This window comes from Nocardia sp. NPDC050718, assembly GCF_040654235.1.
Taxonomy (GTDB): Bacteria; Actinomycetota; Actinomycetes; order Mycobacteriales; family Mycobacteriaceae; genus Nocardia.
The window spans coordinates 930,536-942,381 of sequence record NZ_JBFAHQ010000002.1 but is presented as its reverse complement, the minus strand read 5'-3'; the positions used below and the strand labels follow the sequence as shown (position 1 = coordinate 942,381).

The following is an 11,846-nucleotide window of genomic DNA, read 5'->3' as shown; positions in this document are numbered from 1 at the left end:
CCGGGCCGGGATGCCGTGCCCGGCGGCCCATCGCGGCCGCCGCGCGCGCCGATGCGCTGAGTTCGCCGGAACTCGGCCGACCCAGCCCGATGAAGGTGCCGGACATATTCGCCGGAAATGGTCTGCGGCCGTTGCTGGCTCGCCTGCGCCGGGGTCGCCGTTCCACCGATCCGGCGCCGACCTTCCCCTGCCCACCGCGGGATGTGACCACCATGCAGCTCCCCGTCCCCCTGCGGGACACCACCCGTCCACTCGCGGCCGCGCTCACCGATGCCGACGCGAGCCGGTTCACCGGCATCCTGCGGGTCACCGGCGAACCGGGCGGCGACATCCGCCTCGTCGACGGCCGGATCGTGGCCGTGAGTACCGGTGGCGCACCGGGTTTCGACGAGCTCGACCCGAGCGACGAGGAGCAGCCGCTCGGCGCGGCCCGCACCCGGCTGCTGCGGATGACGGCGACCGTCGACGGGACGTTCGCGATCGCGGCGGGCTGGATCGATCGCTGCCACTGGATCGACGCGCACCCCCAGGTCTTCGCCGGCGACGATCCCGGCTACGACGCCGAGTGGCTGCTCGGCGAAACCGAGCGCAGGCTGGCCGCGCTCGCGCACGCCGGCTTCTCCCCGTACCGGAATCTGCTGGCGCTCACCGACTTCGGCCGCTCGATGCGCGCGGAGGGCGCCGAGCTGCTGCGCCTGGTCGACGGCACGAGGAGCTGCCGCGACCTGGCCTTCCTGCTCGGCCGTCCGCTCTACCCGGTGACCGTCGAGGTCGCGCGCCTGCTCGGTGGCGGCCAGCTGACGGTGCCGGCCCGGCACGCCGCCGACCAGCCGCCCGCCACCGTCGGGGCGGGCATGGTCGATCCGGCGCTACCGCGACGCCGCCGGGGCGCCAGCGGCATCAACGACACCCTGCGGCCGCGTCCACCGCAGGCCGCTCCCCCGTCCACGACCGCCGTGGACGTGCCCGACTCTTCGCCACGGCGGAGAACCGAGAGGATCCCATGAACACCAACGGCACCCCCGCCAGCATGAGCGAACGGCTGGCCGGCATGGTCAAGTCGCTGCGCGGCGAAGTTCCCGATTGCGTCGCGGCGGGCGTCATCGACATGTCGACCGGCATGCTGCTGTCGGTGGAGACCGTCGACAACCACCCGCCGGAGGTGCTCGACCTGCTCGCGGCTGCCACCCTGGACCTGTTCCAGGGCCGCAATGTGGTGATGATCGAGGACATCTGGAAGGAACGTCGCGGTATCCGCAGCGACGACCACTACTTCCAGGAGATCCTGGTCAACTCCAACAATCTCACCCACCTGTTCCTGCGCGCGGAGAGCCGCGACGATCTGGTGGTCGTCGTGGTGTGCCGCAAGACGGTCAATGTGGGCATGCTCTTCGCGCAGTCCCGCCGGGTCCTCAAGGACACCGGTCGGCTCTGAGCTCAGTCGAGCGCATGCGCGAGCCGGGACGCGCAGCCCCGCAGCCCCGCGCGCAATTCCGGTGATCCGTGTACCCGGAACGGCACGCCGAGGGTGATCAGCTGCGCGGCGAGCCATTCCGGATCGTCGTCGCGGGTCTCGGTGAACCGGCATCCGGTGGCGCCGTCGGCGACGATGCTGCCCGGCGTCGCGCCGAGCCTGCCCTCGACCCGATGCGGCGGCGCCTCGATCGTCACGTCGACCTCGTAACTCGGGGTGGCCCAGTCGGTTCGGCGACCCGCGACGTACTCGGCGGCGTCGGCGGCGGGCAGTGCCCTGGCGACGACGCGGGCGCCCGTCGGTTGCGGTCCCTCGATGCGGTCGGCGCGGAAGCTGCGCCAGGCGTCCCGGTCGAGGTCGTAGGCGACCAGGTACCAGCGTCGGCCCGCCGCCGCGACGCCGATCGGTTCGACGTGCCGCCGCGTCTCGGCGCCCGCCGCGTCCCGATAGCGCAGGCGCAGCCGTTCCCGGTTGCTCACCGCGGCGGCGAGCGTGGTGAGCACGTCCGGGTCGACCGTGGGGCCGGTGCCCGCGCCGACCGCCACCGCCGCGCCGACCACCCGCACCCGCCTGCGGAGTTTCGTCGGCAGCACCTGCTCGAGTTTGGTCAGCGCGCGCACCGACGCGTCCTCGATCCCGGTGACGGCCTGTCCGGCCGCGACCCGCAGACCCACCGCGACGGCCACCGCTTCGTCCTCGTCGAGCACCAGCGGCGGCAGCGCCGACCCGGCGGTGAGCCGGTAGCCGCCGGTCGCGCCCAGCGCGGCCACGACGGGATAGCCCAGCTCACGCAGCCGGTCGACGTCGCGGCGAACCGTGCGGTCGGTGACGCCGAGCCGGTCGGCGAGTTCACTGCCCGGCCACTCCCGGGGTAGCTGGAGCAGGGAGAGCAAACGGAGCAGCCGAGCGGCGGTATCGGTCATGTCCACATTCTGCCGCGCAACTAGGACCGAAACTGTCCTAGATGGCTTCTAGCGTGGTGTGTACACCGACCGAGGAGATCAGATGACGACCATTCGCCCCTTCCACCTCGACATCCCGCAGACCGACCTCGACGACCTGCGGGAGCGCCTGCGCCGGGCCCGCTGGGCCGCGCCGCTGCCGGGCGCGGGCTGGGAACGCGGCGTGCCGACCGACTACCTGCGCGAGCTGGCGCGGTACTGGGCCGAGGATTTCGATTGGCGCGCACAGGAATCCGCGCTCAACGAGTTCCCGCAGTTCGTCACCGAGATCGACGGCCTCGACGTGCATTTCCTGCACGTGCGCTCCCCCGAGCCGGACGCGGTGCCGCTGGTGCTCACCCACGGCTGGCCGAATTCGTTCGTCGAGTTCACCCGCACCATCGGCCCGCTGACCGATCCGCGGGCCCACGGCCTCGATCCGGCCCTGGCCTTCCATGTCGTGGTGCCGTCGGTGCCCGGGTTCGCCTTCTCGGCGGCACCGCGCGAGACCGGGATGAGCACGGCGCGGGTGGCCCGGATGTGGGCGACGCTGATGGACCGGCTCGGCTACGACCGCTACGGCGCCCAGGGCGGTGATCTCGGTGCCTATGTCGCGCCGGAGCTGGCGCTGGCCGCGCCGGAGCACGTGATCGGCGTCCACCTCGACGGCGGCATCGGCATGCCGACCGAGGCCGACGTGCCGAGCATGTCGCCGGAGGACCTGAGCCAGTGGGCGGAGATGCAGCAGTGGATGACCGGCGGCGTCGATCACCACACGCTGCTGCGCGCGGCGCCGCAGACCTTCGCGCTGGGCTGGAACGATTCCCCGGTGGCGCTGCTGGCCTGGCTGATGCAGAAGTTCCAGGAGTTCACCCCGATGGCCGACCTCGCCGAGGACGTCATCGACCGCGACCACCTGCTCACCAATGCCGCGATCTACTGGTTCACCCAGACCGCGGGCACCTCCTCGTGGCCGATGTACGACGGCCTGCGCGACGGCGGCTTCGGCTGGCCGCCCGGCCAGAACCTGGTGCCGACCGGCGTCTACGGCGGCGGTTCACCGCTGATGCGCAAGCTGGCCGACCGCGACCACAAGATCACCCACTGGCCCTCGGGCAACCCGGGCAATCACTTCGTCGCCATGGAGGAGCCGCTGGCCCACGTCACCGACATCCGGACCTTCTTCGCCGACCTGCGCTGAACCGGGCCCGGACAGCACACCGGGCAGGGCGCACGCCGCGCCCTGCCCGGCCGTTCGTCTCGTGGACTACCGCATGCTGGCGTCCGGGACCCGGGGCGGGCACGCGGCGCCGGGCGCGGTGACCAGCTCGAAATGCCACCATTCGTTGTCGAAGGTCCGGCACAGGCCCCAGCGGTTGCCGTTGGCCTCGAGCCACTGCGCGCCCTGCTGCGGGCCGACGTCGACCGCGTGGCCGGAGACATGGGTCGACTCGGCGGGCGGCAGCACCCAGCGGCGCGCCTCGTCGGGGGTGCCGTAGGTGGCCAGGCCGTCCTGCCACAGCATTTCCTGCTGCTCGTGGGTGCGGTAGCCGGAGGTGATCGACAGCGGGACGCCCTCGGCGTGCGCCTGCTGCTCGGCGAGGGTGTAGGCCAGGGCCAGCGCCGGGTCCAGGCCCTCGGTCCCGGCGGCGGACTGGAACTGTTCACGCTGGTCGGTCGGCTGGGCGCCGGCGATGCCGAGGCCGACGGCGGTCACGGCCGCGGCGGCTGTCATCGTCACCAGCATCCGGTCGGCCACCCGGCCGAGCACAGTAGTCATGCCGGGAGTCTATCGACCGGCCCGGGCCCGAGCCGACCGCCGGGGTCGGCCCGAGCCGGAGCCATGACTTGATTACCGCAGGTCGAGCGGCTTTTTCACGGCGTTCGGGTCAGCTCGCCCGCGGACTCGTGAGCCGCCCGGATCGGCCATCGACCCGGCGCCGCGGTGTAGGCGGGCAGCGCGCCGGACTGCCGGTGCCTGCCCGGGCCCGGCCGGATCACGCGATGCACCGCGAGCGCGGTCAGCAGGCCGATCAGGGTCAGCCCGACCCACACCAGCCGGTCGGCGCCGGCCGCGCGGGCGACGTCGAGGACCGCGCCGGTGCCCAGGTTGCCCGCCAGGATGGCCACCCCGACGATGGTGTTGTAGAACCCGTAGTGGGTCGCCACCAGCCTGTTGTCGCTCAGCGAGACCACGGTGTCCATCTCGAACGGGAAGACCGCCGCCGTCCCGACCGCCAGCACCGCCGCCGACAGCAGCAGCGCCCCCGCCGCGGCGGCCGTCCCGAACGACGCCGCGCCGGGGACCAGCGCGAGCGGGACGAAGGCCGCGGCCAGCACCCCGACCCCGAGGACGAGACCGCGCCCGATCCCCCACCGCGCGCGCAACCACGCGGTGATCCGCACCTGCCCCGCGACGGCGACCACCCCGGACACCACGAACACCAGCGCGGTCAGTTCCTGCGCGCCCGCACCCGAGACGGTGCCCGCGTGCAGCGGCAATGCCAGATACACCTGGAACGACAGCACATACGTGCCGCCCATCGCCACCGCGAACGCCACGAAGCGCCGGTTGCCTGCGATGGTGCGCCAGTCGCTCCACACCGACGCCGTGGTGCTCACCCCGGAGCGCTGCGGCAGCGCGCACAGCTGCGCCACCGAGAGCACCGCGAACACGGCCGCCGCCGCGGCCGCGGTCCAGCGGAAATCCACACCGAGCAGGGCGATCCCGACGAGCGGGCCCGCCAGGATGCCCGCCTGGTAGAACACGTTGAACACCGCGAACGCCTCGACCCGCCGCTCACCGGCCTCGGCGGCCAGGTAGGCGCGCACGGCCGGATTGAACAGGGCACCAGCGAATCCCGTCGCGGCGGAGGCGAGCAGCAGCATCGGCAGCGAGGTGGCGAAGATCAGCGCGGCGAATCCCGCGGTGCGCAGCACACATCCGGCCACGATGAGCGGCTTGTAGCCGAGCCGGTCGGCCAGCGTGCCGCCGATCAGGAACATCCCCTGCTGGGAGAAGTTCCGGACGCCGAGCACCAGCCCGACCGCCCACGCGGCCAGGCCGAGCGGGCCGGACAGGTACCCGGCCAGGTACGGCATCAGCATGTAGAAGCCGAGATTGATGCCGAACTGGTTGATCATGAGCAGTCGCGCCGGGGTGTCGAAACCGGCGAAGGTCCGCAGCGTCGTCATGCGCGCACCGGTCCCGGCTCGGCCGCGAAGGCGCGGGGATCGAGCACCGTCGTGCAGCGCGTCCAGGATTCGACCACCCGCTCGGCCGGGTGCGCGATCGTGGCGGGATCGGTGGCGGGCGGCCCCGTCAGCAGGCCGTGTTCGCGGCAGTAGCCGTCGTTGTAGACCGTGTCGAAGTAGCGGTGCGGTCCGTCGGGGAAGACGGCGACGATCCTGGTCTCCGCGTCGGCGGTGCGGGCGGCCCAGCCCGCGACGAGGGCGACCGCGCCCACGCTCCACCCGCCGGTGGCGTAGTGCGTCGCGGCCAGGGTCCGGCACGCCCACACCGCTTCCGCCGGTGCGACCCAATGGATTTCGTCGAAGGCGCGGTAGTCGACATTGGCCGGGTGGATGTTCGAGCCGAGGCCGCGCATCAGCCGCGGCCCCGCGGGCTGGCCGAAGATCGTGGAGGCCACCGTGTCGACGCCGATCAGGCGCAGTGCGGGATACCGGCGGCGCAGCTCCCTGGCCACGCCCGCGGAATGCCCGCCCGTGCCCACCGCGCAGACCAGCACGTCGACCCGCCCGACCTGGTCGATGAGTTCGTGCGCGAGCCCGGCGTAGCCGTCGGCGGCATCGGGATTGCTGTACTGGTCCGGGCACCACGCGGTGGGCTCGGCGGCGAGCAGTTCGGCGACCCGGTCCCGGCGCGCCTGCTGCCAGCCACCGGTGGGATGGGCGCGGTCGACCAGGTCGACCTCGGCGCCGAAGGCGTTGAGCATGCGCGCGACGATCGGTTCCAGCCCGGGATCGGTGACCACGGTGACCGGATGACCGTGCACCAACCCGGCCAGCGCGAGCCCGAGTCCGAGAGTGCCGCTGCTGGATTCGACGATCCGCGCGCCGGGGACGAGATCACCGCGCTGCTCGGCCCTGCGCACCATGTGCAGGGCGGGACGGTCCTTCATCCCGCCCGGGTTGAACCCTTCCAGCTTGGCCCAGAACCCCCGGTCGGCGGTGGCCAGCGGCGCCCCCACCCACATCACCGGGGTATTGCCGACGAGGCCCTGTGGGCGCTCGGCGATCGCGGCAACGGTCCGGTCGAGCACGTATTCCTGCATGTCTGTCGCTTCCTGTGTCGGCCGCCGGGGACGACGGCGCGGACGAGAACGGGCACGCGAACACCGGCCCTGCCACGGGTGTGGCGGGCCTGGCGCTGACCGATCAGCGTCGACAGATGCAGAACTGGGTGAGGATGTCGCGGCCCTGGCGGTACCGCAGGGACGCGCGTGGCGGGGCGCGTGGGGCCGCGGCCGGATGACCGAGGCTCGCGAGGAGAACGACGACCAGCGCGCCGAGCAGACCGAGCAGCGGGAGCACGAGGCCGGTGTCGGGCGCCGCGGTGCCGACCAGGCAGTGGTCGGGCAGCGGATGATCGGGAACGGCGAGCCCCGCCCCGTCGACGACCGCGGCGGCGACCACGTCGAGCGGCGCGTCCACGCGGTGGTGGTCGTCGTGATGCACCGTGGTGCAGTCGATCACGAGCGCGCACACGGCGGCCACGATCATGACGAACGCGCACAGCGCCCCCGCCCGGCGCGGCGAGCGACGGTCCGTCGGATGACCCACCGCGCCTCCTTCCGCTCGTCGCCGGTGACCTCCGCCGACCAAGCTACTACGTCATTGCGTAGACGCAGGTCAGCACCACGGAGCCAGGCGATTCGGTCGCGGTGGCGGCTACCGGTCCGCCCGCCAGCGGGCGATCGCGCGACCGATCTCGGTGGCGGGCGGCTCGCCGTAGAGCCATTCGCGGGCCAGCCGATGCCAGTTGGCGCGCACCCGCAACTGGCCGAGGGTGGCGAAGGTGAACAGGTCGGCGCGGCGGGAGAAGACGTGTTCGGGCGGGAGCAGTTGCCTGCGCATGCCCTGGAATTCGACCGAGCGCGGGTCGACGGCGAGCAGGACGGCGCTGGTGGCCAGTTCGGGCGTGATGGTCACCTCCTCGTCGAGCAGGTGCCACCCGCAGGCCGCCCACACGTAGGCCAGGCACTCCTCGACGGTGACGCCGGCGTCCGGGTCGATGATGCCGCGCCCGACCCAGGCCGCGTACAGGTCCTCGGGCCGGTCCTCGGCGGCGGCCCGCAGGCAGGAACGCTCGAAATCGACGTGCTCGGGGTCCATCCGGTTGTAGAGCCCGAAGTCGACGAAGGCGAGCCTGCCGTCCTCGGCGAGCAGCACATTGCCCGGATGCGGATCGCCGCAGAACTCGTTGTCGGCGAACAGGGTGCCCAGGTAGAAGCGGTAGATCAGTTCGCCGTAGTGGTCCCGCTGGGCCGACGGCAGCGTCTGCAGGTGCGAGAACCCGTGGCCCGCCACGTATTCGGTCACCAGCACGTTGTGCGAGCAGTACTCCTCGATCGCGTCGGGCACGGTGATGTAGGGGTGGCCGAGGTAGCGCTGGGCGACCAGGTGCTGGGTCCTGGCCTCGCGCAGATAGTCCAGTTCGCTGCGCAGATTGGCGGCGATCTCCTCCAGCACCCCGGTGTCGGCCATGCTCGGCAGCACGGATCTGGCCATCTTGCTGAGGAATTCGAGGTTGCCGATATCGGCGTGCACGGCGCGCTCCACGCCGGGGTACTTCACCTTGACCGCGACCACGCGCCCGTCGTGCAAGGTCGCCCGGTGCACCTGGCCGATCGAGGCCGCGGCGATCGCGGTCTCGTCGAAGTCGGCGAAGATCCCCGACAGCGGGCCGAGGTCCTCCTCGATCACCGTGCGCATGGTGGGGAACGCGACGGCGGGCGCGCGATCACGCAGCGCCGCGAGCTGGCGGGTGAACTGCGCGCGGTGCGATTCGGGGACGAAGTCGAGGTCGAGCACCGACAGCATCTGCCCGAGCTTCATCGCCGAGCCCTTCATGCTGCCGAGCACCGCGACGATCTGCTGCGCGGTCTTCATCGCCGACCGCTCGGCCAGCACCTGCCTGGCCTCCTCGGTGCGCCCGATCATCGACAGCCGCGTCCCGACCCCGCGCACGGTCTGCTCGGCGGCCAGCCTGCCCAGCTTCCCGCCGCGCGCCACTCGGCCGGAGGGAACTCCGGAGGTCGCCATATCCACCCCCGTCGAGCCGGTCCAGCGCATGTCGCGTCACACTACACCGCACCGCGACCGCGCAGGGCCGGACGAACGAAGACCCCGGATCGCACCGTGGCGAGGCCGGGGTCTTCGGGATCCGCGACCGTTTACACGCGTTCCTTGGAGCGGGTGCGCACGCGCAGGGCGATCGGCTTGGAGGTCTCGGCGAAGAAGTCGTTGCCCTTGTCGTCGACGACGATGAAGGCGGGGAAGTCCTCGACGTCGATCTTCCAGACGGCTTCCATGCCGAGCTCGGGGTACTCGAGCACCTCGACGTTCTTGATGCAGTCCAGTGCAAGGCGCGCGGCCGGGCCGCCGATGGAGCCCAGGTAGAAGCCGCCGTGCTCGTTGCAGGCCTTGGTCACCTGGGCCGAGCGGTTGCCCTTGGCCAGCATCACCATGGAGCCGCCCGCGGCCTGGAACTGGTCGACGTAGGAGTCCATCCGGCCCGCGGTGGTGGGGCCGAAGGAGCCGGAGGCGTAGCCCTCGGGGGTCTTGGCCGGGCCCGCGTAGTAGACGGCCATGTCGCGCAGGTACTCCGGCATCGGCTCGCCCGCGTCGAGGCGCTCCTTGATCTTGGCGTGCGCGATGTCGCGGGCCACGACCAGCGGGCCGGTGAGCGAGAGCCGGGTCTTCACCGGGTACTTCGACAGCTCGGCGCGGATCTCGTCCATCGGGCGGTTGAGGTCGATCTTCACCACGTCGCCGCCGAGGATGTCCTCGGTCTGCTCCGGCAGGTACTGGGCCGGTTCGGTTTCCAGCTGCTCCAGGAAGATGCCGTCCTTGGTGATCTTGGCCAGCGCCTGGCGGTCGGCCGAGCAGGACACCGCGATGGCGACCGGGCAGGAGGCGCCGTGCCGGGGCAGGCGCACCACGCGCACGTCGTGGCAGAAGTACTTGCCGCCGAACTGCGCGCCGATGCCGAACTCGCGGGTGAGCTGGAAGACCTCTTCCTCGAGCTCGAGATCACGGAACGCGTGGCCGGTGATCGAACCCTCGGTGGGCAGGTTGTCCAGGTAGTGCGCGGAGGCGTACTTCGCTGTCTTCAGGGCGAATTCGGCGCTGGTGCCGCCGATGACCACGGCGAGGTGGTAGGGCGGGCAGGCCGCGGTGCCGAGCGAGCGGATCTTCTCGTCGAGGAACTCGAGCATGCGCTCGGGGTTCAGGACGGCCTTGGTCTCCTGGTACAGGAACGACTTGTTGGCCGAGCCGCCGCCCTTGGCCATGAACAGGAACTTGTAGACCGGGTTGTCGGGGGTGCCCTCGGTCGAGTACAGCTCGATCTGCGCGGGCAGGTTGGAGCCGGTGTTCTTCTCGTCCCACATGGTGATCGGGGCGAGCTGGGAGTAGCGCAGGTTCAGCCTGGAGTAGGCGTCGAACACGCCGCGGCTGATCCACTCGGCGTCGTCGACGCCGGTCAGCACGCCCTCGCTCTTCTTGCCCATCACGATCGCGGTGCCGGTGTCCTGACACATCGGCAGCACGCCGCCCGCGGAGATGTTGAGGTTCTTGAGCAGGTCCAGCGCGACGAAGCGGTCGTTCCCCGAGGACTCGGGGTCGTCGATGATCTTGCGCAGCTGGCGCAGGTGCGCGGGGCGCAGGTAGTGGCTGATGTCGTGGATCGCCGTCTCGGTGAGCAGCCGCAGCGCTTCGGGCTCGACCTGCAGGAAGGTGCGCCCGTTGTGCTCGACGGTGCTGACCCCCTCGGTGGTGAGCAAGCGGTACGGCGTGTCGTCGGCGCCGATCGGCAGCAGATCGGAATAGCGGAACTCCGGCGCGGTCACGAATCGCACTCCTCGGGTGGCTGGTCACAAAGCACTCGGAAGCCTATCGACCACCCGCGCCCACCTGCTGGTTAGGCAACCCTATGTGACGTAAGGCAAACGCCTGAACCAAGATCGAGGTTGCACGTTCAACCCAAACGGTGCTACCCATTCACCCGAACGGTGGCGGGGCGTGCACCGTTCCAATCCGAAGCCTGCACCGGAGAATCTGGAGCTCGATCGTGACCGATCCACAGTGGCTCGATGATGTCGAAATGCGCGCCTGGCTGGGCTACGTGCGGACCCGCGACCTGATCGCCGCGGCGATCGGACGTGACGCGGGCCGGGCGGCCGACCTCAGCTGGGTCGAGTACTCGGTGCTCGTGTACCTGGCCGACGCGCCGGGACAGCGCCTGACCTTCGCCGATCTGGCCGGCGCGCTGGAATGGTCGCAGAGCAGGCTCTCGCATCAGATCACCCGCATGCAGAAGCGCGGGCTGGTGATCAGGGAGACGATGCCGCACGACCAGCGCCGCACCGTCGCCCGGCTGACGACCGCGGGTGGGCAACTGCTCACCACGGCCGCGCCGGCGCACGTGCGCAGCGTGCGACGGCACATGATCGACGTGCTCGACCGCGGCCAGCTGGCCGCCCTGGCCGAGATCTACGACGTGCTGATCAACCACCATCGCAGCGCGGCAGGCGGATTCGATCCGACCGGACGGGGCAGCGCCGCCACCATGGCCGCCGAGCCCGCCCCTGACCCGGCCTGAGCGCTACGACCCGGAGCTGCCGCCGGAGTCGGGACGGCTGGTGCCGAGTCCGCCGCGCTGGACCGTGCCGCCCGCCTCCGGCACGCCACGGTCGTAGACGCCGCTGCCGGACGGCCGGAGGAAGCTGCCCGCGGCCAGCGCCACGGCGGCCCCGATCGCGGGGTAGACCAGCGTATCGGTGTGCTGGTACCAGAAATTGGCGTAGCGGCTGTCGGTGGTGTCGCACTGCCCATCGGCCACCCGGGTCGAGGAGGTGGTGTCCACGCAGATGCCCACCGCGGTCGGCTGCGCGGAGGCGCTGGTGGTGGGCCGAGCCGAGGTCGTCGTGGTCGGCCGCGCGGTCGTGGTCGGCCGGACCGTGCTGGTCACCGGCGGTTTCACCGAGGTGGTCGCCGCGCGGTGCGCGGGCGCGTCGGTGCCACAGCCCGCCGACACCAGCGCCATCGCGACCACGGCGGGCAGGGTGCAGGACACGCTGCGCGACTTCATGATTCGGGCACGCCGACCCTCGCCCGGTACTCCCCCACGCACGAATTCCCCCTCGATTCCGACGACTCGGCCGATCCTAACGGCGTACCGGGAGCCC

Annotated in this window: 12 protein-coding genes; 4 read left to right on the top strand and 8 right to left on the bottom strand. The window is 71.4% G+C overall.

Annotated features, from left to right (window positions below; all coding sequences use genetic code 11):
• Positions 1-212: 212 nt before the first annotated feature.
• Together AB0H54_RS13850 and AB0H54_RS13845 are read left to right on the top strand one after the other, a co-directional pair.
• The gene (locus AB0H54_RS13850; RefSeq protein ID WP_357345524.1) at positions 213-1,007 is read left to right on the top strand and encodes a hypothetical protein; all 795 of its coding nucleotides are present in this window, start codon (positions 213-215) and stop codon (positions 1,005-1,007) included.
• Positions 1,004-1,435 carry a hypothetical protein gene (locus tag AB0H54_RS13845; RefSeq protein WP_355275576.1) on the top strand — a complete coding sequence of 144 codons (432 nt, stop codon included), beginning with the start codon at positions 1,004-1,006 and terminating at the stop codon, positions 1,433-1,435. Before AB0H54_RS13850 ends, AB0H54_RS13845 begins: the two co-directional genes overlap by 4 nt.
• A 2-nt stretch (positions 1,436-1,437) precedes the next feature.
• Here AB0H54_RS13845 and AB0H54_RS13840 read toward each other — a convergent pair whose 3' ends face one another.
• Positions 1,438-2,397, bottom strand: coding sequence for a transcriptional regulator (locus tag AB0H54_RS13840; protein ID WP_357345522.1), 960 nt, complete (start codon positions 2,395-2,397; stop codon positions 1,438-1,440).
• Positions 2,398-2,479: 82 nt separating this feature from the next.
• On the opposite strand from AB0H54_RS13840, the gene AB0H54_RS13835 reads away from it, so the two are divergent.
• Positions 2,480-3,616: an epoxide hydrolase gene (locus tag AB0H54_RS13835; protein WP_357345520.1), complete on the top strand. Its 1,137-nt coding sequence runs from the start codon at positions 2,480-2,482 to the stop codon at positions 3,614-3,616.
• Between the two features lie 66 nt (positions 3,617-3,682).
• On the opposite strand, the gene AB0H54_RS13830 is transcribed toward AB0H54_RS13835, so the two are convergent.
• The 6 genes from AB0H54_RS13830 to AB0H54_RS13805 all read right to left on the bottom strand — a co-directional run bounded on the left by AB0H54_RS13830 (position 3,683) and on the right by AB0H54_RS13805 (position 10,508).
• Positions 3,683-4,195: a M15 family metallopeptidase gene (locus AB0H54_RS13830; protein ID WP_355275582.1), complete on the bottom strand. Its 513-nt coding sequence runs from the start codon at positions 4,193-4,195 to the stop codon at positions 3,683-3,685.
• A gap of 95 nt (positions 4,196-4,290) precedes the next feature.
• Positions 4,291-5,610 carry an MFS transporter gene (locus AB0H54_RS13825; protein WP_357345518.1) on the bottom strand — a complete coding sequence of 440 codons (1,320 nt, stop codon included), beginning with the start codon at positions 5,608-5,610 and terminating at the stop codon, positions 4,291-4,293.
• Positions 5,607-6,710, bottom strand: a complete 1,104-nt coding sequence (locus AB0H54_RS13820; protein ID WP_357345516.1) for a PLP-dependent cysteine synthase family protein — start codon at positions 6,708-6,710, stop codon at positions 5,607-5,609. Before AB0H54_RS13820 ends, AB0H54_RS13825 begins: the two co-directional genes overlap by 4 nt.
• A gap of 103 nt (positions 6,711-6,813) precedes the next feature.
• Entirely contained in the window at positions 6,814-7,218 is a 405-nt protein-coding gene (locus tag AB0H54_RS13815) for a hypothetical protein (protein ID WP_357345514.1), read from the bottom strand.
• A gap of 108 nt (positions 7,219-7,326) precedes the next feature.
• The gene (locus AB0H54_RS13810) at positions 7,327-8,700 is read right to left on the bottom strand and encodes an AarF/ABC1/UbiB kinase family protein (RefSeq protein WP_357345750.1); all 1,374 of its coding nucleotides are present in this window, start codon (positions 8,698-8,700) and stop codon (positions 7,327-7,329) included.
• Between the two features lie 131 nt (positions 8,701-8,831).
• Positions 8,832-10,508 (bottom strand): fumarate hydratase, encoded by a 1,677-nt coding sequence (locus AB0H54_RS13805; RefSeq protein WP_357345512.1) that lies wholly within the window; start codon positions 10,506-10,508, stop codon positions 8,832-8,834.
• Positions 10,509-10,729: 221 nt separating this feature from the next.
• Between AB0H54_RS13805 and AB0H54_RS13800 the strand changes: the two genes are divergently transcribed.
• Positions 10,730-11,260, top strand: a complete 531-nt coding sequence (locus AB0H54_RS13800) for a MarR family winged helix-turn-helix transcriptional regulator (RefSeq protein ID WP_357345510.1) — start codon at positions 10,730-10,732, stop codon at positions 11,258-11,260.
• A gap of 3 nt (positions 11,261-11,263) precedes the next feature.
• Here the strand turns inward: AB0H54_RS13800 and AB0H54_RS13795 are convergent, their stop codons facing one another.
• Complete coding sequence (locus AB0H54_RS13795) at positions 11,264-11,749, bottom strand: hypothetical protein (RefSeq protein ID WP_357345508.1); 486 nt, start codon at positions 11,747-11,749, stop codon at positions 11,264-11,266.
• Positions 11,750-11,846: the final 97 nt, after the last annotated feature.